The 21,508-nt window shown below is 68.6% G+C and carries 18 protein-coding genes and 3 pseudogenes; 9 read left to right on the top strand and 12 right to left on the bottom strand.

Annotated features, from left to right (window positions below; genetic code table 11):
• Positions 1 to 112 precede the first annotated feature (112 nt).
• A pseudogene (locus OG867_RS15570) lies at positions 113 to 331 on the top strand (LLM class flavin-dependent oxidoreductase); the annotation flags it as partial.
• A 454-nt stretch (positions 332 to 785) separates the two neighbouring features.
• Positions 786 to 1,709, top strand: a complete 924-nt coding sequence (locus tag OG867_RS15565; RefSeq protein WP_406285932.1) for a hypothetical protein — start codon at positions 786 to 788, stop codon at positions 1,707 to 1,709.
• Between the two features lie 402 nt (positions 1,710 to 2,111).
• On the opposite strand, the gene OG867_RS15560 is transcribed toward OG867_RS15565, so the two are convergent.
• The 3 genes from OG867_RS15560 to OG867_RS15550 all read right to left on the bottom strand — a co-directional run bounded on the left by OG867_RS15560 (position 2,112) and on the right by OG867_RS15550 (position 4,613).
• Complete coding sequence (locus OG867_RS15560; protein WP_406285930.1) at positions 2,112 to 3,014, bottom strand: LLM class flavin-dependent oxidoreductase; 903 nt, start codon at positions 3,012 to 3,014, stop codon at positions 2,112 to 2,114.
• 112 nt (positions 3,015 to 3,126) lie between these two features.
• Positions 3,127 to 3,606 (bottom strand): NUDIX domain-containing protein, encoded by a 480-nt coding sequence (locus OG867_RS15555; protein ID WP_406285928.1) that lies wholly within the window; start codon positions 3,604 to 3,606, stop codon positions 3,127 to 3,129.
• A gap of 89 nt (positions 3,607 to 3,695) precedes the next feature.
• Entirely contained in the window at positions 3,696 to 4,613 is a 918-nt protein-coding gene (locus OG867_RS15550; RefSeq protein WP_406285926.1) for an FkbM family methyltransferase, read from the bottom strand.
• Between the two features lie 101 nt (positions 4,614 to 4,714).
• Here OG867_RS15550 and OG867_RS15545 point away from each other — a divergent pair, with 101 nt between their 5' ends.
• Entirely contained in the window at positions 4,715 to 5,215 is a 501-nt protein-coding gene (locus OG867_RS15545) for an AAA family ATPase (RefSeq protein ID WP_406285924.1), read from the top strand.
• Here the strand turns inward: OG867_RS15545 and OG867_RS15540 are convergent.
• Complete coding sequence (locus OG867_RS15540) at positions 5,173 to 6,078, bottom strand: hypothetical protein (protein WP_406285922.1); 906 nt, start codon at positions 6,076 to 6,078, stop codon at positions 5,173 to 5,175. The two genes, OG867_RS15545 and OG867_RS15540, sit on opposite strands and share 43 nt — an antisense overlap.
• Between OG867_RS15540 and OG867_RS15535 the strand changes: the two are divergent.
• Positions 6,010 to 6,213: pseudogene (locus OG867_RS15535) on the top strand (LLM class flavin-dependent oxidoreductase); the annotation flags it as partial. The gene OG867_RS15540 and the pseudogene OG867_RS15535 overlap by 69 nt on opposite strands.
• 49 nt (positions 6,214 to 6,262) lie before the next feature.
• On the opposite strand, the gene OG867_RS15530 reads toward OG867_RS15535, so the two are convergent.
• From OG867_RS15530 to OG867_RS15520, 3 genes are all read right to left on the bottom strand, one after another.
• Positions 6,263 to 6,805: an RNA 2'-phosphotransferase gene (locus OG867_RS15530; protein ID WP_406285920.1), complete on the bottom strand. Its 543-nt coding sequence runs from the start codon at positions 6,803 to 6,805 to the stop codon at positions 6,263 to 6,265.
• A 168-nt stretch (positions 6,806 to 6,973) separates the two neighbouring features.
• Entirely contained in the window at positions 6,974 to 7,948 is a 975-nt protein-coding gene (locus OG867_RS15525; protein ID WP_406285918.1) for a MerR family transcriptional regulator, read from the bottom strand.
• Positions 7,945 to 9,717, bottom strand: coding sequence for an SDR family oxidoreductase (locus OG867_RS15520; RefSeq protein WP_406290974.1), 1,773 nt, complete (start codon positions 9,715 to 9,717; stop codon positions 7,945 to 7,947). Before OG867_RS15520 ends, OG867_RS15525 begins: the two co-directional genes overlap by 4 nt.
• Before the next feature lie 371 nt (positions 9,718 to 10,088).
• Here OG867_RS15520 and OG867_RS15515 point away from each other — a divergent pair, with 371 nt between their 5' ends.
• The 5 genes and pseudogenes from OG867_RS15515 to OG867_RS15495 all read left to right on the top strand — a co-directional run bounded on the left by OG867_RS15515 (position 10,089) and on the right by OG867_RS15495 (position 14,589).
• Complete coding sequence (locus OG867_RS15515; RefSeq protein WP_406285916.1) at positions 10,089 to 11,057, top strand: ABC transporter ATP-binding protein; 969 nt, start codon at positions 10,089 to 10,091, stop codon at positions 11,055 to 11,057.
• The gene (locus OG867_RS15510; RefSeq protein ID WP_406285914.1) at positions 11,047 to 11,955 is read left to right on the top strand and encodes an ABC transporter permease; all 909 of its coding nucleotides are present in this window, start codon (positions 11,047 to 11,049) and stop codon (positions 11,953 to 11,955) included. Before OG867_RS15515 ends, OG867_RS15510 begins: the two co-directional genes overlap by 11 nt.
• A complete protein-coding gene (locus OG867_RS15505) occupies positions 11,952 to 12,863 on the top strand; it encodes an ABC transporter ATP-binding protein (RefSeq protein ID WP_403999221.1) in 912 nt (303 codons plus the stop codon). The genes OG867_RS15510 and OG867_RS15505 overlap by 4 nt, the downstream gene beginning before the upstream one ends.
• Positions 12,864 to 12,886: 23 nt before the next feature.
• Entirely contained in the window at positions 12,887 to 13,606 is a 720-nt protein-coding gene (locus OG867_RS15500) for an ABC transporter permease (RefSeq protein ID WP_406285911.1), read from the top strand.
• 291 nt (positions 13,607 to 13,897) lie between these two features.
• Positions 13,898 to 14,589, top strand: a pseudogene (locus OG867_RS15495) (hypothetical protein).
• Between the two features lie 84 nt (positions 14,590 to 14,673).
• Here the strand turns inward: OG867_RS15495 and OG867_RS15490 are convergent.
• From OG867_RS15490 to OG867_RS15470, 5 genes are all read right to left on the bottom strand, one after another.
• Positions 14,674 to 15,477 carry an HAD family hydrolase gene (locus tag OG867_RS15490; RefSeq protein ID WP_406285908.1) on the bottom strand — a complete coding sequence of 268 codons (804 nt, stop codon included), beginning with the start codon at positions 15,475 to 15,477 and terminating at the stop codon, positions 14,674 to 14,676.
• Positions 15,474 to 16,763 carry a serine--tRNA ligase gene (serS, locus tag OG867_RS15485; protein WP_406285906.1) on the bottom strand — a complete coding sequence of 430 codons (1,290 nt, stop codon included), beginning with the start codon at positions 16,761 to 16,763 and terminating at the stop codon, positions 15,474 to 15,476. The genes OG867_RS15490 and serS overlap by 4 nt, the downstream gene beginning before the upstream one ends.
• Before the next feature lie 517 nt (positions 16,764 to 17,280).
• The gene (pheA, locus tag OG867_RS15480) at positions 17,281 to 18,216 is read right to left on the bottom strand and encodes a prephenate dehydratase (RefSeq protein WP_328901219.1); all 936 of its coding nucleotides are present in this window, start codon (positions 18,214 to 18,216) and stop codon (positions 17,281 to 17,283) included.
• A gap of 59 nt (positions 18,217 to 18,275) precedes the next feature.
• Complete coding sequence (gene efeB, locus OG867_RS15475) at positions 18,276 to 19,562, bottom strand: iron uptake transporter deferrochelatase/peroxidase subunit (RefSeq protein WP_406285904.1); 1,287 nt, start codon at positions 19,560 to 19,562, stop codon at positions 18,276 to 18,278.
• An 8-nt stretch (positions 19,563 to 19,570) separates the two neighbouring features.
• Positions 19,571 to 21,505 (bottom strand): copper resistance protein CopC, encoded by a 1,935-nt coding sequence (locus tag OG867_RS15470; protein ID WP_406285902.1) that lies wholly within the window; start codon positions 21,503 to 21,505, stop codon positions 19,571 to 19,573.
• Positions 21,506 to 21,508: the final 3 nt, after the last annotated feature.

Genomic DNA, 21,508 nt, shown 5'->3' with positions numbered 1-21,508 from the left:
CACGTGCCCCTGACCTCCGAACATTCCTCCGGCATATGTCCGCGTCGTCCTGTGGGCCGTCCGCCCGGCACACGCGATGCGGCGCCTCTCTGTCCTCTCGTAGGGTCGCCCGATGCGACTGAGCACTGTGATTCTGCCGATCCACCGCTGGCACCAGGGCGGACGCGAGCGCTGGCGGCGTGCCGAGGAGCTGGGCTTCCACGCCGCATACACCTACGACCACCTGTCCTGGCGTGCCTTCCGCGACAGCCCGTGGTTCGGGGCGCTGCCGACGCTCACGGCGGCCGCGGCGTCCACCGACCGGCTCCGGCTCGGCACGCTCGTCACCTCAGTCAAGCCTCGTTCGCGCATCGCGGGATGATGATGGACTCGATCGGTTCGGAGGTAAGCGCCGGTCATTCGGATTGTCATGCCTGCCGCGCCGACAGGCTGTAGCACCTCTCGTTACGCATCCCCAATCTCCCGGGGCGTCACAACATGGCTCGTTAAGCCCGAGCGCTGACATCGATTCTGCGCCGCGCTCTCCCCTGGCGGACCAGGTTCCTTGCTTATTTTTAAGGCGGTGTATCGACTGCTACCCATGACCGCCAACCGGAACAAAAGCTGCCATCGCGTTGACCTCGCCTCGATTGGTGCTGCGGCGGGCAAGTGAATGAGACCAGCGCCAGCGGCGACTCATTAAATCGATCGGTTGATCGAAAAATTAAAACAATCGACAACGTGTTCTATGTATTTAGGTGCCAGCTCGACATCTATCACCCGCCTGGCCGTGTACTATCCCTCGTATGACCAGTCGACAGCTCTCGCTGGGCAGTGGCTTGACGCCGCCAGCCGAGATCAAGATGACACTCACCCTTGTTACGCCCCAATTGGCAAGGGAATGGTTGAAGCGCAACGTTAAGCACAATCGCCCTATCTCCACTGCGAAAGTGAAGCAGTGGCGAAAAGCGATTGATGAGGGACGCTGGAAGCTCACGCATCAGGGAATTGCGTTTGACCCTGACGATAATTTGATCGATGGGCAGCACCGCCTCATGGCTATTGCGGCCGGTGATATTCCGATCTGGCTTCCGGTTTTCTACGACGTTCCAGCAGAATGTTTCGCGGTCTTGGATGTCAACTACCATCGAAGTGCCGCAAATTCTCTAAGTATCGCCGGCCATAAAAACACCGCCACGCTTGCCGCTACGATCAAGCTGGTTGCCGCCTACGATGCGAACAGTTTTTCTTCCTCCAGTAGTAGCATGACCAACGAGGAGCACCTAGCGTTGGTCAAGGAGATGCCCGGCATTGAGGAGGCCACGAACTTCGGCCTTCGCCTCTGGAAGGCGATTCAAATCACACCCTCTGCTGCCGCCGCTAGCGCTCACATCACTAGGCGTGAACGCACGGATCTCTCTGATGCGCAATGGGGAAGCTGGGAGGAGGGTCTCATTACGGGTGCGATGCTACCCGGAAACGATCCTCGATTGAACTTGCGCGAAGCAATGAAAAAGAGGGCGATCGAAAGCATTGCCGCTAAGGCTGCCAGTGATGCTGGTCGAGTAAAGATCCATGCCACTCGCGATATCGCTAAAGGGCAGATCGCCACCTATATTCTGGCTTTCAATGCCTGGATCGAAAACAGGAAACCGCGATCCTTCGCGTGGAACCCGGGCGAGGGTGTCATGCCGATCGTGACATCTGTTCCGTTCGCGCGGCGAAGCTGAAATCTTCGCTGGCGCCTCTGGGTTCGCTATGCACGCATGAGCTGGTTTCTCGTAATTCTGGTGGCCAGGTGGGTCTTGTTGGAGTGGCTCTACGTGGACAAGCCCGCTCACGAAGTGTGAGGCTGAAAAGGACGTCGCTGGCGGCTTGGTCGAGATGTCTCTCACCTCATCAATCACCCCGTCGAGCATGACCGTATATTGCGCCATCCGCCCGGTGGCTCTGCTGTAGCTAAGCGTTGTCCCGTAACTTGAGGCAAAGGCCGGTAGGCCGCCACAGCCAGATCGACTTGTCCGGTTCTATCGCGACTCGCGACCTCAACGGGATTCAGGCCAGGCGTGTCGAACCGGACATTGGTAAACGGTCTCCAGAGTTGCGGGACAGCCTTGAGTCGTGGCTTGCGGTCAACCGAGTTGAGCCAGCCCATCCGTTGTAATTCGCTCGAAGACGGCCTGATCGGCGGCGAAGTCGGAGTCGGAAATCGGCCAGTGGATCACGATCTCGGTGAAGCCGAGCTCCTGGTGGCGGCCGGCGAAGTCGATGAAGGCGTCTACGGATTCCAGCGGCCTGTTCCGGTCGGGGGTGAAGCCGTGGAGCAGGATTTTGTCGAGGTCGGCCACGTCCCGGTCGGCCTCGGCGCACGCCTTGCCGAGCCTTTCGATTTGTCCCCGCAGCGCCTCCACCGACTGCTCCGGGGTCCCCTCCTCGTACAGCTTCGGGTCACCGGTCGTCACCCACGCCTGCCCGTACTTCGCTGCGAGCTTCAGGCCGCGTGGGCCGGTCGCAGCCACCGCGAACGGCAGTCGGGGCCGCTGTACGCAGCCAGGGAGGTTGCGGGCCTCCTCGGCCGTGTAGAAGTCGCCCTTCTGTGAGACCGCGCCCTCGGTGAGCAGGCGGTCGAGCAGTGGCACGAACTCGCCGAACCGGTCTGCTCTCTCCTTCGGTGTCCACGCCTCCTGGCCGAGCGCGGTGGCGTCGAAGCCATTGCCGCCGGCGCCGATGCCGAGGGTGACCCGCCCGCCGGAGATGTCGTCGAGCGAGATCAGTTCCTTGGCGAGCGTTACTGGGTGCCTGAAGTTTGGCGACGTAACCAAGGTGCCCAGGCGCAAGCGGTCCGTAGCAGTGGCGGCAGCGGTGAGGGTGGGAAGGGCGCCGAACCACGGGCCGTCGCGGAAGCTGCGCCAGGAGAGGTGGTCGTAGGTGTACGCGGCGTGGAAGCCGAGTTCCTCGGCGCGCTGCCACTTGGCGTGGCCTCCCTCGTGCCAGCGGTCGACAGGAAGGATCACGGTGCTCAGGCGCAGGCTCATGCCGGTGAGCCTACGTCGAGCGCGTTCCTGGTCGCGGCTCGACGTAGGCGAGTCCCCACTGATCAGGCGCGGTGCCGCGCGGCCGCCGGTGCGCCCAGAACAGCGAGACGATTCAGTTCGTGATGGTGGCCGACCATCCGTAGCGGGAGAAGGAAGGGCCACCATCCCTGTACGCAGCCAGGGCTTGTGCGGTTGTCGGAAACGCTGGCTCGGGGAGGCGCTCGGCCGCGAGCCACTGGACTGCGAGGTGTTTGTCCGGTTCGGCGTTGGTCAGTTCACCAGTCCATGTGTCGGTGGCGAAGGCGAAGAGCACGAACTGCCCAGACCGGTCCCCGCCCTGCTCGACGTGAACGACGTGGACGAGTGAAAGGTTGGCCGGGTCGACGAGAAGGCCCGTCTCCTCCTTGAGTTCGCGGGCGGCGGCTTCGTCGAGGGGTTCGCCGGGTTCGGCCTTGCCGCCGGGAAGGGTCCAGACCGGTTGCGGGGACCAGCTACGGGCTCCATAGAGCAGGGATGCGACCGCGTTGGTGTTCTTGTCGTGGACGATCACGCAGACCGCATTGCGACTGTTCATCACACTCTTGCTGCTCACCGGGTCCGCTCCTTGTCGACGTGCTTCGGGTTCTTCGGGGTCGTGCGGACGTCCGGGGATGCGGGCTCCCTCTTGGAGCGCGGACGCCTTCAACGCCCAGACGCGAGGTGGCCCGCATCGGTGCGCGAGAACACCAGGTCGGTCATCTCCTCGGGGACCGTGGTGCATCGAACGGGCGGCTGCGGGTGCCGCATGGTCCTGGGATAGGTGGTCGGGTCGTAGTCATTGGTGAGTGTGTACGCATGGAAGCCGTTCTCGCTCAGGACGTCGATGATTCCGGTGGCGCTCTCGCCCTGCTTGGCCAAAAGCCGAGGGGTGACCTCCACGACAAGTTCCGCGTCGTCCGGCAAGTGGGTGAGCGCCGGTAGGAGTCCGCGGACAGCTGCTGCTTCGGCGCCTTCGACGTCGATCTTGATGATCCGAGTGGTAGCGAACTGGGTGCTGCTGATGAGGTCGGCCAGCGGCGCGGTCTGTACGTCGAAGGTCATGTGGGCATGGCGGGGCCGCACGGCGGTGGTGTGGCCGAGGTTGGTGGGGTCCTCCAGGTACAGGGTCTGTCGGCCGTGAGTGTCGGAGACTGCCGATCGGATCGACTGGATGTTGGTGCGTCGATTGGCAGTGATCGCGGCGGTCAGGTCGTCGTGGAACTGCGGGGAGGGTTCCACGGCGATGACGTGCCCGTGGGGGCCGACTGCGTGGGAGGCAAGGAGGCTGAAGGCGCCTCGGTGGGCGCCGACGTCGATGAAGGTGTCTCCGGGGCGGAGCCGGTCGCGGAGGAAGGCGCTCAGGTTCGGCTCCCACTCGCCGAAGAGGTACTGGTAGCGCTGGATGACGTCGTTGGTGGTGACGCCGATCTTGTCGCCGGACCGCAGCCTGACGGCGGTGTGGGCGGGGTGGATTCGCAGGTGCTCGTCGAGGAAGTGGCCGACGAGCCGGGCCTTGCCCAACGTTCCGGGGGCGTAGCGGACGTAGGCCCGCAGCACGCGGGCGAGTGCGGAGGCGGACACGGGCGGTTCCTTCGAGTGGTGGTCAGGCGGAACGGGGCTCTGGGCCGGCCGACGGTGACAGACTGGCCAGGGGACGTTGGCGGTGTTGAAGGGAGTTGGCGGTGGCCGAGCGCACTCCGGTGGTGTTCCTTCTGGTGGGGCTCACCGGCTCGGGGAAGACCACCTATGCCCAGCGGAGGTTGGAACCGGAGGGCGCTGTGCGGCTGTCGGTGGACGAGGTCGTCCATGAGCGGCACGGTCGGTACGGCGTCGACTACCCGGAGAACACCTACTTCGAGAAGGAGGCCCCGGTCGTCTCCGAGCTGCACGAGCGGCTCGCCGAGCTGGTCGCCGAGGGCCGGGACGTGGTGTGGGACCACGGGCTGTGGCCGCGTAAGGACCGCGACGCGATGAAGGAGCTGGTGGAGGCGGCCGGCGGCCGGTGGCGGCTTCTGTACTTCCCGGTGGAGCGCGAGGAGCTTCTGCGCAGGCTGGCGGAGCGCAATGAGCGGGAAGACGCCAACGCGCTGGTCGTGACCCCGGAGGCGCTGGATGACTTCTTTGCCCGCTTCGAGAAGCCTCAGGACGAGGGCGAGGAGATCGTGGAGCCGGGCTGGCTCTGAGCCGTGTGCGGGCGCCAGATGGCTGTGATCTTGGCGGCTTCGGCGGCCCAGCCAGTCGGCAGTCGATCAAGTGCGACGTGACGGAAGGCCAGACGCGGGTCAGCCACATCGATGCGGCCGTTGTGGCGGTCGATGTGCTGCAACAGGCGGGACGCCTCGCTGCGGACGGCCGGGGTGTGCTCGGCCCACTCACCGGACGTGAACCGGTCGACCCGTAGGCGGAGGTCGTCCAGGACGCCCGAGCGCCACTTGAAGTGGTGGACGCATGCGAGCGTGTCCGGGTCGGGCTTGTGGCCCGGTGCCCGATGGTTGCCGGATGCCACGGTTACGAAGGAGTGGGCAAGGACGATCTTGCGGGGATCGCCCTTCAGCAGCCGGTGGGTGAGGTGCCCGCCGAGCGGGAAGGACCGGTCCAGTCCGATTTCCGGCCGCCACAGCGCCAGGCGGCCGTCGTTCGTGGCGCGGTCGAGCATCAGCCCACCGATCACCTTGTACTTGGCGGTCTCGGCCCGGGCGATCATCTCGTTGAGCGGGGCGGGGTAGGTCTGGAACTCGTCGGAGTCGGCGATCAGGTGCCAGCCGGGGCCCGCCTGCTCGCGCAGGAAGTCGCGGAGCCGGGCGTTGGTGTGCTCGTGCCAGGGGCCGATGCTGATCCGGGCAGGGACGATGCCGAGGTCGTGGCAAGCCGCGATGAGCTGGTGCCGCCAGGCGTCGTGGATGTGGTCGGGGAAGTGGAAGGCGAGGTGGAACCGCTCGACGCCGAGCCGGCGGTAGTGGACGGTCCAGGCGGCCCGGGCCTCGCCGCGGGTGGGGGCCGGCCCTTCGATTCCGTCGACGCGTTCGTGGACTTCGCGGGCAGGCACGCGGAGCTGGGGTTCACGGAGATCGTCATCCACGCGCCGGTGCCCGCGGACGGGCCGGGGTTCGACGCGGCGGTGCCGGACGAGAAGCTGTTCGAGGAGATCGCGACGCGGGGCGCGGCGCAGCTGGCCGGCTGACGGTGTGCGGGGGATGGGGGCGAGGGCCCGTGCGCTCTCGGGTCCCGGATCAGCCCGGCAGGCGCAGGAACTCGGCGGGCACGGCATCCGTGAGCCACACCCCGTTGGCGCTGACCCAGAATGTGTGGCCCGCGCGGTGCATGGCGCCCGCGTCCACGGACAGCACGACGGGGCGCCCGCGCCGGGCTCCCACGCGGGTGGCGGTCTCGCGGTCGGGCGAGAGATGCACGTGGGTACGGTTCATCGGGCGCAGCCCCTCGGCACGGATCGCGTCCAGGGTCCGGCCGACCGTACCGTGGTAGAGGTACGCGGGCGGTTCGGCCGGCGGCAGCCCCAAGTCGACGGCCACGGTGTGGCCCTGGCTCGCCCGGATGCGCTCGGCGTCCACGGCGAAGCGCTGCTTGTCGTTGGCGGCGACCACTTGGTCGAGCTCCGCCCTGCTGATCGGGAAGTGATGGCGGGCCGCCGCGCTCAGCAGCTCCGCGATCGGCACCCAGCCGTGGGCGTCGAGCGTGAGCCCGATCCGCTCGGGCTGGTGCCGCAGGTGCTTGGAGAGGTACTTGGACACCTTGACGGTGCGTCTTTCATCCATCCTCCCAGCGTGCCCCTGACATGTCCTCGGTGCATCTCCATTTCGTCCGAGCTTCACCGGAACGGTTTTCGCTTCGAGGTTTGATCCACAGTCAGTTCGACTTATCCACAGGCAAATTGGCTTTGCTGTGGACAACTGACATCCCAAATAGGCGTTTTGGTTAAATTGTCAGTCTCCGTGGGCTGGTGGGACGAGCGAGTCCAACGTCCTCTTGTTCACCTCCCGTTCGGAGGCAGCGGCAATGAAGGCGCCGACGCCGCCTGGCCCAACCAGGCGCTCGACCGCGTCGATTGTCGAGGCCGGCAGGCTCACGGAGACCTCGTTCCTGGCGGCTGTCAACGTTCCGCCTGGCGTATCGGCGGCGAGATGGGCCTCCAGGTGGCTCGTCGCGAACCTCCTCATCGCACGGGCCAGTTCGACGTCCACGGTCTGCTGAGCGAGTGGCCTCAGCCGTCGCACCATCGACGCCGCGTCATCCGCGTCCGCGTCGGTCGGGGGCCGATGGCCCAGATACCGCGCGAAGACGTGCTCGGTCGTGAACTCCAGGAAGCGGCAAGCTATCTGCTCTACCTGACCGCGAAGTTCCCGCAACTGCGCGGCAATCGCGGTCAGCGGAACGCCCGATGCGTACAACTCTGCCGCGACCGCGAGCTCCTGGGGGCTCGGCACGCCGAACTCTTCGGCGCCTCCCGGAAGCCGTTCGAGGACGCCGAGCTCGATCGCCTCGTCGATGGCCCGGTCATCAGCCGCTCCCCCGAATTTCGCGGCCAGTTGGTCGCGGGTGATGCGACCCGCCCGCTCGTCGGTCCACGGTCCGTGCACCTCGGCGACGAGTCCCAGCACACCGCCCAGTCCGCGCCCCGTATCCCAGGCGTCCAGCAACTCCTTGATGCTGGCCAGGGTGTAGCCCCGGTGCAGCAGACCGGCGATCTGCCGGAGGCGGCCGAGGTGGGCGGGTCCGTACACATTGGCCCGGCCCCTTCGCTCCGGGGCGGGCAGCAGTCCGCGGTCCTGATAGCCGCGAATCGTACGGACCGTGGCACCACTCGCGTGCGCGAGATCCTCGATCCGGTACTCGGACGCCAACAGCCCCGTCACCGCTCCCGGTTCGCCCTCGGAGCCGCCGGCCTTCGCCCTGCTCACAGCGGCGGCTTCAGCCGGGCGACGCCTCGCAGCACACCGGGGCCGACGCGGGACAGGAAGCGTACGGCGTGGGACTCCGGCGTCACCGGGACGACCGCCTGATTGCGCACGACCGCACGGAGCACCGCCTGCGCGACCTTCTCCGGCGGGTAGTTGCGCGCGCCGTAGAGCTTGGCGGCTCGCTTCCGCAGGCGCTGCTCCTCCGCCGCGTCGGTGCCGACGAACCGCGCCGTGGCGGTGATGCCGGTGTTGACGATCCCGGGGCAGATCGCGCTGACCCCGATCGACTTCTCGGCGAGCTCGGCGCGCAGGCACTCGCTGAGCATCAGCACGGCGGCCTTCGACGTGCTGTACGCGGGAAGGGCGCGGGACGGCTGGAAGGCCGCCGCGGAAGCGGTGTTGACGATGTGGCCACCCTGACCGCGCTCCGCCATTTGCCGCCCGAAGAGCCGGCAGCCGTGGATGACGCCCCACAGGTTCACATCGAGGACGTTCCGCCAGTCCTCGGACGTCGTCTCCAGGAACGGGCCCGACAGCCCGATGCCCGCGTTGTTGACCAGCACATCGACCACGCCGTACTCGTCGGCCACCCGGGCGGCGAGCTTCTCCATGGCCTGTTCGTCGCTCACGTCCACCGCCTCGGACCAGGCTTCCGGAGCCCCGGCCAGCCGGGCCGACTCCGCGGTCCGCTCGGCCCCTTCGGCATCCCGGTCGACGGCCACCACCCGGGCACCCGCCTCCGCGAAGGCCAGCGCCGTGGCGCGCCCTATCCCGCCCGCCGCACCCGTCACCAGCACGAGCCGGCCGCCGAACCACTCCGAGTAGGGCCCACTCGCACGGGCCTCCACCGGAGCGCCGGTCGTCCGGGCCGACTCGGTGGCCGTCACGAACTCCCCGACCCACGAAGCCAGCTGGTCCGGCCGGGTGCGCGGCACCCAGTGCTTGGCCGGGAGCGAGCGACGGGTCAACTGCGGTACCCAGGAGTCGAGGTCGTCGTAGAGCTGCTCCGAGAGGAACACGTCCCCGGTCGGCGTGATCAGCTGCACCGGCACGTGCGCGTACGCATCGGTACGCGGCCTGCGCAGCCGGGCGCGGACGTTGTCCCGGTAGAGCCAGGCCCCGTGCGCCGCGTCATTGGGCAGCGAGGACGTCGGGTAGTCGCCCGGGGGCACCTTCTCCAGCCGCTCCAGGATGCCCGGCCACCGCTTGCCGAGCGGCCCGCGCCAGGCCAGCTCCGGCAGGACCGGGGTGTGCAGCATGTACACGTACCAGGACTTGGCGCCCTGTCCGAGGAGCTGGCCGACCCGGCGCGGGGTGGGCCGGTTCACCCGGCGCTTGATCCAGTGCCCGAAATGGTCCAGGGAAGGGCCGGACATCGAGGTGAAGGACGCGATCCGGCCCTCGGTACGGCTGACCGTGGCGAACTCCCAGGACTGGACCGAACCCCAGTCGTGCCCCACCACATGCACAGGACGGTCCGGGCTCACCGTGTCGGCCACGGCCAGGAAGTCGTCGGTCAGCTTCTCCAGCGTGAAACCGCCGCGCAAGGGCTTCGGCGCGGTCGAGCCGCCGTGCCCGCGCACGTCGTACAGCACGACGTGCCACGCGTCGGCCAGTCGGGCGGCGACCTGCGTCCAGACCTCCTTGCTGTCCGGATAGCCGTGCACCAGGACGATCGTCGGCCGCTCCGGGTCTCCCAGCTCGACCACGCACAGCTCGATGCCGCCTGTGGCCACCCGGCGCTCGCGGGCGCCCGGCAGATCACGCAGACGCGGGCCGCCGCTGCCTCCGGACTGCCCCGTGCCCACGGGCCGTTCGCTCTTCCCTCGTGACGTCATGCCACCGTCCGTTCGCTGCTGTGTGCGGTACGTGCTCGTAACGTGACACTGATGAATGTGACAATGACTGGCGGCTACGTCAAGGGGTGCGTATCGCCTGTGGATAACTCTCCACGCAGGCCGGAACGGCTTTCGGCACGGGGGCTGCCGTGGTCCTCAGTGAGGTTCCCTTACGGGTCCCCTACAACTCGAGGCTGACGCCGATCCAACCGTCAGGTCTGACGACCGCTGTGGTCCGCGCCACTACCGTCGTATCCGTGAATGTCATCGCTGCCGAAGGTCTGAGTAAACGGTTCCCCCGGGTGACCGCGCTTGATCGGCTCACCCTGGACATCGGCCCGGGTGTGACCGGGCTGGTGGGCGCCAACGGGGCCGGCAAGTCCACGCTGATCAAGATCCTGCTGGGGCTGTCCCCCGCGACCGAGGGCAGGGCCGCCGTGCTCGGGCTCGACGTCTCGACCAGCGGCCCCGCCATCCGCGAGCGCGTCGGCTACATGCCGGAGCACGACTGCCTGCCGCCCGACGTCTCGGCCACCGAGTTCGTCGTCCATATGGCGCGCATGTCCGGTCTGCCGCCGACCGCCGCCCGTGAGCGCACGGCGGACACCCTGCGCCATGTCGGCCTGTACGAGGAGCGCTACCGCCCCATCGGCGGCTACTCGACGGGCATGAGGCAACGGGTGAAGCTGGCCCAGGCGCTGGTGCACGACCCCCAGTTGGTCCTGCTCGACGAGCCGACCAACGGGCTCGATCCGGTCGGGCGCGACGAGATGCTCGGCCTGATCCGCCGGATCTACAGCGACTTCGGCATCTCGGTCCTGGTCACCTCGCACCTGCTCGGTGAGCTGGAACGCACCTGCGACCACGTCGTCGTCATCGACGGCGGAAAGCTGCTGCGCTCCAGCTCCACCAGCGACTTCACCCAGACCACGACGACCCTCGCGATCGAGGTCACCGACAGCGACACCCACCCGGACGGAACGGGTGCCCTGCGCCGTTCCCTCACCGAGGCGGGCGTCACACTCGTCGGTCTCGACGGACTGGACACCCAGGGGCTGCCCGGTGCCGGCCACATCCTGCTGGTCGAGGCGACGGGCGAGGAGACGTACGACCTCGTACGCGACAGCGTGGCGGGGCTCGGACTCGGCCTCGTACGCATGGAACAGCGCCGTCACCACATCGCCGAGGTGTTCCGCAGCGACGAGGCGCCGCCCGCGGCCGTGCCGGCCGGAGCCGTACTGCAGAAGGGGAGCGGACGCGATGAGCACTGAGACCGGCGCCGCCACCGGGAACGAGACCTCCCGGATCCACAACATCGGCTACCGCGCCTACGACGGCGCTCGGCTCGGGCGCGCGTACGCCCGCCGCTCGCTGTACTCGCAGACCCTGCGCGGCTCCTTCGGCCTCGGCCGGTCGGCCAAGTCCAAGGTGCTGCCCATGCTGCTGTTCGGCGTGATGTGCCTGGTGGCGGCGATCATCGTGGCCGTCGCCATCGCCGCCCCGGGGACGACGAAACTCCCCATCAAGTACACGTCGTTCGCGATCTACCTGCAGGCTGTCATCGGTCTGTTCATCGCCGCGCAGGCGCCGCAGGCCGTCTCCAGGGACCTGCGGTTCAAGACCGTGCCGCTGTACTTCTCGCGGCCGATCGAGCACGGGGACTACGTTCTCGCCAAGTTCGCCGCCATGGCCTCCGCGGTGTTCGTGCTCACCGGGGTTCCGGTCGTGATCCTCTACATCGGCGCGCTGCTGGGGAAGTTCGACTTCGGCGACCAGACCAAGTGGTTCGCCCAGGGGATGGTGTCCGTGCTGCTGCTCTCCGTGCTGTTCGCCGGACTCGGCCTCGTGATGGCCGCGCTGACCCCGCGCCGCGGCTTCGGTGTGGCGGCCGTCATCGCACTGCTGATGATCACGTACGGCGCGGTCTCGACCGTCCAGGGCATCGCGTGGTCCACGGGTTCGGAGGGCGCGGTGCCGTGGCTCGGGTTGTTCTCGCCCATCACGCTGATCGACGGGGTGCAGACCGCGTTCCTCGGAGCGACCTCCGCCTTCCCGGGTGGCAACGGCCCGGACGCCGGTATCGGCGTCGTCTATCTGCTCGTTGTTCTCGCGCTGATCGCCGGCTCGTACGCCGTGCTGATGCGCCGCTACCGGAGGGTCGGGCTGTGACCACCATCGAGATCGACCACACCTCCCGCTGGTTCGGCAACGTGGTCGCCGTCAACGACGTGAGCATGACCGTGGGCCCCGGGGTCACCGGTCTGCTCGGCCCGAACGGCGCCGGCAAGTCCACGCTGATCAACATGATGGCCGGATTCCTCGCCCCTTCGACGGGCACGGTCACGCTCGACGGGAAGCCGATCTGGCGCAACGAGGCGGTGTACCGGGAGATCGGCATCGTGCCCGAGCGGGAGGGGATGTACGACTTCCTGACCGGCCGCGAATTCGTGGTGGCCAACGCCGAACTGCACGGACTCGGCGACGCCGAGGCGGCCGCCGCGCTGGCCACGGTCGAGATGGAGTACGCGCAGGACCGCAAGATCTCGACGTACAGCAAGGGCATGCGCCAGCGGGTGAAGATGGCGTCCGCGCTCGTCCACAACCCGTCCGTGCTGCTGCTCGACGAGCCGTTCAACGGGATGGACCCGCGCCAGCGGATGCAGCTGATGGACCTGCTGCGCCGGATGGGTGCGGAGGGCCGGACGGTCCTCTTCTCCTCGCACATCCTCGAAGAGGTCGAGCAGCTCGCCTCGCACATCGAAGTGATCGTCGCGGGCCGGCACGCGGCCTCCGGTGACTTCCGCCGCATCCGCCGGCTGATGACGGACCGCCCGCACCGCTATCTCGTACGGTCCAGCGACGACCGGGCCCTGGCCGCCGCGCTCATCGCCGATCCGTCGACGGCGGGGATCGAAGTGGACCTGAGCGAGAACGCTTTGCGTATCCAGGCGATCGATTTTGCCCGGTTCACCACGCTGTTGCCCAAGGTCGCACGCGAGCAGGGCATTCGACTGCTGACCGTTTCACCGTCCGACGAGTCCCTCGAATCGGTCTTTTCCTATCTCGTAGCGGCCTGAGGCCGACAAGGAGCTGTGACGTCATGTACGACCCCACAGTCGCCCGGCTCACCTACCGGGCGCTGCTCGGCCGGCGCCGGGCCGCCATCCTCTTCGTACTGCCCGCACTGCTGATCGTCATCGCGGTGGCGGTACGGATGTTCGCGGGGGCCGACGACCAGGTGGCCTCGGACGTCCTGGGCGGATTCGCCATCGCCACCATGGTGCCGCTGATCGGCGTGATCGCCGGCACGGGTGCCATCGGACCGGAGATCGATGACGGCTCGATCGTCTACCTGCTGTCCAAGCCGGTGAGCCGGCCGACGATCATCTTCACCAAGCTGATCGTCGCCGTCGCGGTGACCATGGTCTTCTCGGCGGTGCCGACGTTGATCGCGGGCCTGATCCTCAACGGCAACGGCCAGCAGATCGCGGTGGCGTACACCATCGCCGCACTGGTCGCCTCGATCGCCTACAGCGCGCTGTTCCTGCTGCTGGGCACGGTCAGCCGGCACGCGGTCGTGCTGGGCCTCGTCTACGCGCTGGTGTGGGAGGCCCTGTTCGGCAGCCTGGTGCCGGGTGCGCGCACGCTCAGCGTGCAGCAGTGGTCGCTCGCGCTGGCGGAGAAGACCGGCGGCAACGGCGCCATCACCTCGGACGTCGGTCTGCCGCTCGCCACGGTTCTGCTGGCGGTGGTCACCATCGCGGCGACCTGGTACGCGGGCCAGAAGCTGCGCACGCTGAAGCTGGCCGGCGAGGAGTGAGCGGACCGCCGTCCGACATGTGACAACCCCCGGCCATCGGCCGGGGGTTGTCACATGTCGGACAGTCTTACGCGTAACTGTACGGTTATCGGTGCGTTGTTCACGGTGCGTGGAGGCAACTGGAATCCGTGGCGTCGTAGCGTTCGTGAAATGTGCAGATGGCCGATGCGGCGAGGGAGCACCCGCCGGTCGGTTCCTTGAGTGAGTGGCAACCGTGAGCGTCCTCCGCCCCTGAAGCCCGGGGAGAGGGCTGTCCATTTCCGCGAAGCTCTCACGAACGGAAGGCAGCTCATGCCGACGGAAGTCGCTCTACTCGAATCACGCGCACTACGCGTTGAACAGATGGGGCGCGTCGACGCCCTGGACAAGGTGAAGTGCCTTGTCATGCTCCGGATGGGATTCACGTCCGCACAGAGGACGTGGCTCGTTACTTCGAAGTATCCACAGAGGTGGTCAAAAAGGTGACCCACCGCCATCGAGCCGAGCTGGAGGAGAACGGGCTCAGGACACTTCGAGGCTCTGAACTGGCATCCTTCCATGGGGACATGTTGTCCCTATGGACTGGTGAAGGTGTCGGAAGTTATCCACAGGCAGCCACGCAGCTCCGTCTCTTCACCCGTCGGACCGTGCTCAACGTTGCCATGCTTCTTCGCGACAGTGACGTCGCCCGGTGCGTGCGTACGTATCTGCTCGACGCCGAGCAGGACCTGCGCGCGGGGTACGCATCGCTCGAACACCGGGTCACCCGGGTCGAAAGCCATCTGGCGGGCGTGGGCACCGCGCTCCAGGAGCTGGGCCCGGTCCTCAACCGGATGTCGCACCGGCTGGACAGCCTCGACCGCAGGCTGGAGGCGACCCACCAGGTCGTCGGCGCCATGAGCGTGAGGCTCAGCGGGGTCTCCGAGGACGTGGTCCGGCTCGACGACCGCATGGACGTCCTGGCGCGCGATCTGAAGGAGCTGAACCGCCGCAACAAGCGCTGATTCGACCCGGACAGGCGTAGACAAGGCTCAGGGACCGAGGCGGTGCCCCGGTCCCTGAGCCGCGCGAAGAGAGCGGTCGGTCTACTACTCCCGCAGCAGCCGCTCCAACACCACCGCGATCCCGTCGTCGTCGTTCGACGTGGTCGTCTCCTGAGCGACGGCCTTCAGATCAGCGTGGGCGTTGGCCATGGCCACGCCGTGCCGGGCCCAGGCGAACATGGGGATGTCGTTGGGCATGTCACCGAAGGCGATCGTGTCCGCGGCCTTCACGCCCAGCCGGCGCGCGGCCAGCGAGAGGCCGGTGGCCTTGCTCAGTCCCAGCGGCAGGATCTCCACGACCCCCGGGCCCGCCATGACCACGTCCACCAGATTGCCGACCGCCGCCCGCGCCGCCTTCGTCAGTGCGTCGTCGTCCAGCTCCGGGTGCTGTATGTACACCTTGTTCAGCGGAGCGGCCCACATCTCGGCCGGATCCTGGACGAAGAGGGCCGGACGCGGCCCTTCCTGGACGCGGTAGCCCGGCCCGACCAGCACCTCGCCGTCGAGCCCGTCGCGGCTCGCGGCCAGCGCGAGCGGACCGACCTCGGCCTCGACCTTGGAGAGGGCGAGCCCGGCGAGCTGCCGGTCCAGGGTGAGCGACGTGAGCAGCCTGTGCTCACCCGCGTGGTAGACCTGAGCGCCCTGCGCACAGACGGCCAGCCCCTCGTAGCCGAGGTCGTCCAGGATGTGCCGGGTCCACGGGACGGCGCGGCCGGTGACGACGATGTGCGCCGCGCCGGCACCGGCGGCGGCCTTCAGCGCCTCGCGCGTCCGCTCGGAGACGGTTTCGTCGTCGCGCAGCAGGGTGCCGTCGAGGTCGGTCGCGACGAGCTTGTAGGGGAAGGTCACTTGGCGACCGGCTCCAGAATCTCGCGCCCGCCCAGGTAGGGGCGGAGTACCTCGGGTACCCGCACCGAACCGTCGGCCAGCTGGTGGTTCTCCAGGATCGCCACGATCGTGCGCGGGACGGCGCAGAGCGTGCCGTTCAGCGTGGCCAGGGGCCGCATGGTCTTCTTGCCGTCGCGGGTGTCCCGCATCCGGACCGAGAGCCTGCGCGCCTGGAACTCGCCGCAGTCGGACGCCGAGGTGAGCTCGCGGTACTTGCCCTGGGTCGGGATCCACGCCTCGCAGTCGTACTTCCTGGTGGCCGAGGCCCCCAGGTCGCCGCTGGCGACGTCGATGACCTGGAAGGGCAGTTCGAGGCCGGTGAGCCACTGCTTCTCCCAGTCCAGGAGGCGCAGGTGCTCGGCCTCCGCGTCCGCCGGGTCGACGTACGAGAACATCTCGACCTTGGTGAACTGGTGCACCCGGAAGATGCCGCGGGTGTCCTTGCCGTACGTCCCCGCCTCGCGGCGGTAGCAGGAGGAGTAGCCGGCGTAGCGCAGCGGCAGCTTCTCCGCGTCGATGATCTCGTCCATGTGGTACGCGGCGAGCGGTACCTCGGAGGTGCCGACCAGGTACTGGTCGTCCTTGTCCAGGTGGTAGACGTCCTCCGCGGCCTGGCCGAGGAAGCCGGTGCCCTCCATGGCGCGGGGGCGGACCAGGGTCGGGGTCAGCATCGGGGTGAAGCCGGCCTCGGTGGCCTGGGCGATCGCCGCGTTGACGAGGGCGAGTTCGAGCAGCGCGCCGACGCCCGTCAGGTAGTAGAAGCGTGAGCCGGAGACCTTGGCGCCGCGCTCCATGTCGATCGCGCCCAGGGCCTCACCGAGCTCCAGGTGGTCCTTGGGCTCGAATCCCTCGGCGCCGAAGTCGCGGATCGTCCCGTGCGTCTCCAGGACGACGAAGTCCTCCTCGCCGCCGACCGGCACGTCCGGGTGGACGATGTTGCCGAGCCGCAGCAGCAGGTTCCTGGTCTCCGTGTCGGCCTCGTCCTTGGCGGCGTCGGCCGCCTTGACGCCGGCCTTGAGCTGCTCGGCGCGCTTGAGGAGTTCGGTGCGCTCCTCGGGAGAAGCCTTGGGGATGAGTTTGCCGAGCGATTTCTGCTCGGAACGGAGTTCGTCGAAAGCGGCCCCGGACGACCTGCGCCGTTCGTCGGCGGAGAGCAGGGCGTCGACGAGTGCGACGTCCTCTCCGCGGTTGCGCTGGGAGGCGCGAACACGGTCGGGGTCCTCACGAATCAGGCGAAGGTCAATCACTCCTCCAGGCTACCGGTGCCTGCTTCGCCCACTTGAACCGATAGGACCAAGCGTGGCGCTTTGCCCGAATTGCCGGTATTCGACATTGTGGAGCGGGTGGTCCACGAGGCTTGCGTGGTGGGGTAGTTGGGCGGCGCTTTTCCACAGGAGTGCCCGACCCGTCAAAGTTATCCACAGGCTGTGGGGGAAGTCTGTGGACGTGGAGGAGATCATTCCGGGGGCCTGGTGAAAACACCTGGATTCAAGGTTCAAACCCGTTTTGCACGCTCGTTCGGGTGGGAATTGCTAGCCCTAAAGAGTTGATCAACGGAATTGGGCTGACACGGGACGAACGGACAGCCTGTGGACGGGTGTGAGTGGGCTGTGTCGTTTTGTCGACCATGTCGGATTGCGGTATCGACTTGTCCCCAGGCGCAATCCCTTGCCTGTGGATAACTTCTCCCGGGGTGGACAATCCTCTGATCCCACCGGTCCTGTGGACACAAAGCAGCCCTGGGCCGGGAGACCCAGGGCTCGGTCAGGCCCGCCCGTCCTGGTTGCGTGCCAGCCAGTCGGACGCCTCGGTGAACTCCGCGTCGGACGTGCCCGCGCGCAGCGGGCGTACATCCTCCGGAGCCACACCGGCCCGCGGATAGGAGCCGAGGAAGCGCACCTTCGGGCAGATGCGCTTGAGCCCCATCAGGGCCTCGCCGACCCGGCGGTCGGAGATATGGCCCTCCGCGTCCACCGCGAAGCAGTAGTTGCCGATGCCGGCCCCGGTCGGCCGCGACTGGATCAGCATCAGGTTCACCCCGCGCACCGCGAACTCCTGGAGCAGTTCGAGCAGGGCGCCGGGGTGGTCGTCGCCCAGCCAGATCACCACGGAGGTCTTGTCCGCACCGGTCGGCGCGGAGGGCCGGGCCGGACGGCCCACGAGCACGAAGCGGGTCTGCGCGTTCTCCGCGTCGTGGATCTCGGTCACCAGCGGTTCGAGTCCGTACCTCTCCGCCGCGAACTCCCCCGCGAAGGCGGCGTCGTAGCGGCCCTCCTGCACGAGCCGCGCGCCGTCCGCGTTGGATGCCGCCGACTCCCACACCGCCTGCGGGAGGTGGGCGGCCATCCAGTTGCGCACCTGCGGCTGCGCGGCCGGGTGAGCGGTGACCGTCTTGATGTCGGACAGCTTGGTGCCGGGCCGTACGAGCAGCGCGAAGGTGATGGAGAGCAGTACCTCGCGGTAGATCATCAGCGGCTCTCCGCTGGTGAGCTGGTCGAGGGTGGTGGTGATGCCGCCCTCGACGGAGTTCTCGATCGGTACGAGTGCCGCGGCGGCCGTTCCGTTGCGCACCGCGTCCAGAGCCGCCGGTACGGAGACCATCGGGACGAGTTCGCGGGTGGCGGCTTCCGGGAGCGTACGGAGGGCGACCTCGGTGAAGGTGCCTTCGGGGCCGAGATAGGCGTAGCGCGTGGCGGACATACCGTCACCCTAATGCGCGGTGACGGCGCGGGAGCCCCGGACGGGTGGGCCTCCGCGGCTCAGGACTCCAGAAGCCGCTGCCCCACGTACTCACCGGCCGCCGCCCCGCCCGGCACCGCGAACAGCCCGCTCGCCTCGTGGCGGATGAAGGGGGAGAGCGCGTCCCCCCGGTCCAGCTTGCGCTGCACCGGGACGAAGCCGCGCAGCGGGTCGGCCTGCCAGCAGATGAACAGCAGCCCGGCGTCCGGGGTGCCGTCCTGGGAGATCCCGTCGTGGTACGAGAACGGCCGGCGCAGCATCGCCGCACCGCTGTTGCGCTCGGGGGACGAGATCCGGGCGTGCGCGTTGTCCGGGATCAGCAGCTTGCCGTCCGGGCCCGCCTTGTCGAGGTCCATCGCGGTGGTCTCGGTGCCACCGCTGAGAGGGGCGCCGTCCGCCTTGCGCCGGCCGATGACCCGCTCCTGGCGCTCCACGGGCAACTTCTCCCAGTCGTCCAGGAGCATCCGGATGCGCCTGACCACCGCGTAGGAGCCGCCCGTGAGCCAGTCGTACGCCGGGTCCTGGCCGCCGGCGACGAACACGCGCTCGGCGAAGTCGTCGTCCGTGGGCTTCGGGTTGCCGGTGCCGTCGATCTGGCCCATCAGGTTACGGGCCGTCATCGGCTTCGCGGTCGCGCCGGGCGCGCGGTTGAAGCCGTTCATCTGCCAGCGCACGGTGGCCGTCGAGGCGGTCTCCCTCTGTACGGCCCGCAGCGCGTGGAAGGCGACGAGCGCGTCGTCGGCGCCGATCTGGACCCACAGGTCCCCGTTGGACCGGCCGGCGTCGAGGTGGTCGGAGGAGAACGGCGGCAGCGGGTCGAGTCCCGGCGGGCGGTGCGCGGTGAGGCCCGTGCGTTCGAAGAAGGTGGCGCCGAAGCCGAAGGTGACGGTGAGTGAGGACGGGCCCGCGTCCAGCGCGACACCGGTGTCGTGTCCGGGGCCGTCCGCCGCGCCCGTGGTGGGTTCGCCGGCCATCAGCCGCTGTGCCACCGAGGACCACCGGCGCATCAGGGCGACGGCCTGCTTGCGTCCGGCCCCGGGGGCGAGGTCGAAGGCGATCAGATGGCCGGACGCCTGAAGCGGAGTGGTGATCCCCGGTTGATGTTTCCCGTGAAACATCACCTCGGTGGAGCCGACCGTGGTCAGCGCGGCCGGCGCCTCGTCACGGGCAGCGGCGTAGCCGGTGGCGCCGCCGGCCGCGCCGAGGACCAGCCCGGTCGCCCCGGCGGCGCCCGCGGCGCCGAGCAGCCGCCGCCGGGAGAGGGCCTGGGTGTTACTGGTGTCGGTGCTCGTGCTTTTTCCGCTCACGGTCCTGCTCAGCCGATCTTCACGTTCTTGTCGACCGTCGTCTGGTCGATGTCGGAGGTCCGCACCGTCACCGCGACCTTCCAGTCGCCCGCGATCGGGAGCTGGAGGCCGGTGGCGGTCCAGTGGCCCTCGGTCAGCCGGACCGGGACGGCCGGCAGGGGGCCGATGTCCTTGGACTCCAGGGTGAAGGCGATCTTCACCTCGGGGACGTCCATGGGCTTCTTGGCGGGGTCCTCGATCCACAGGTGGATCACGTTGGCGCCGGTGCGGCCCGGGTCGATGTCCATCCGTACCGTGCCCTTGCCGTTCGCACCGCCGGTGTCGAAGGGCAGCGCGAGATTGACGGGACCGCTGTCCACAGGACCGGCGGCCGCCGACGTGGAGCGGGCCGCCTCTTCCTGGGTACGGCCCGGCTCGGTCGACGTAAGGACGGTGGTCACCGCAAGGAGGGCCACGGCGACGCCGACCTCGGCCAGTACGGAGCGGCGCAGCCCCGACCGGCCGGGGTCGGCGTCGCGTATCCGCTTCTTCTCGGCGGTGGCCACGGCGGCCCGCTGCCGGGCGAGCTGAGCGGCCCGGGCGGGGTCATCGGCGGTATCCGGTTCGGCTTCCGCTTCGGCCTCGGGCTCCTCGTCGGCTTCGGGCGCCACCGCGGCCGGGGCATCGCTGCCCTCCGCGAGCTTCCCCGTCCACCGGCGCGACATCGACGCGATCCCCACCAGGACACCGACGAGCCCCACCTTGACCAGCAGCAGCTGCCCGTAACCCGTACCGGTCAGCGCCGACCACGTGCCGACCTGCCGCCACGACTGGTAGACCCCCGTCGCGACGAGGACGACCACGCTGACGAAGGCGATCGTGGAGAAGCGGCGTACGGCCGCCGAGGTCAGGTCGGGCGTGCGGTACAGCGCGGTCAGCAGCGCCACGAGCCCGCCCAGCCAGGCGGCGACGGCCAGCAGGTGGAGCACGTCCACGGGCATCGCGATGCCGGGCTGGATGCCGGTCGACGCGTGCTCGGCGAGCGCCCAGGTGCCGGCGATACCGGCGGCGATGACCGCGCCGCCGATGGCGAGGCCGAAGGTGAGGTCCCTCTTCTCGCGCGGGTCCTCGCGCTTGGCGTACGTGCCGAAGAGCACCGCGACGAACAGGGCGCTGGCGCCGAGCAGCAGGAGCCGTGAGACCAGGGCGGCACCGGGCTTGGTGTCGAGGACCGCCTTGAGGCCGTCGAGGTCGAGGACGTCCCCCAGCTTCCCGGAGCCGGTGTACGAGCTGCGCAGGAGCAGCATCGCGATCGTCGCCGCGGTGAGCGTCATCCAGCCGCGTACGACCAGACGTTGCAGCGGACGCGCACCCGCCCCGCGCTGCCAGCAGGCCAGAACGAAGGCGGAACCGCCCGCGAGCACGATGAACCCGGCGTACGCGGCGTAGCGCGCGATGTCGTAGAGCGTGCCGACGAGCCCGCCCCCGGCCTTGCTGTCGGGGAGGGCGACGGCGGTCTCGGAGGGTGCCCCGATGGAGAAGGTGAAGGCGCCGGAGACCGGGTGGCTGTCGGCGGAGACCGCCTGCCAGGCCACGGTGTACGTGCCGTCGCCGAGGCCGCCGCGCAGGGCGACGCCGTACTTCACGGTGGACCCGCTGTGCAGGTCGCGGGGGGCGGCCTCGGTGTCGGCGCGCTTGCCCGAGGGGTCCAGGACGCGGATGGAGTCCGCGCCGAGGGCGACCTGTTCGGAGAAGGTGAGGGTGACCTGCGTGGGTGCCGTGGCGACCACCGCCCCGTCCTGCGGATCGCTCCCGGTGAGCGCGGCATGGGCCGACGCGGGGGCCGCGACGGCCAGCAGCAGACCGAGCACCGCGCCGAGTAGCGCGGTGAGCAGTCCGGCCGCGGCGAGCGGCCTGCGCAGGGCGGACGGGGGCGGCCCGAAGGGCGGGGCGGTGGCTGTCATGGC

This window comes from Streptomyces sp. NBC_00209 (assembly GCF_045206345.1).
Classification (GTDB): Bacteria; Actinomycetota; Actinomycetes; order Streptomycetales; family Streptomycetaceae; genus Streptomyces.
Note: the sequence above shows the minus strand (reverse complement) of the source record. Positions and strands in the feature narration are given on the sequence as shown.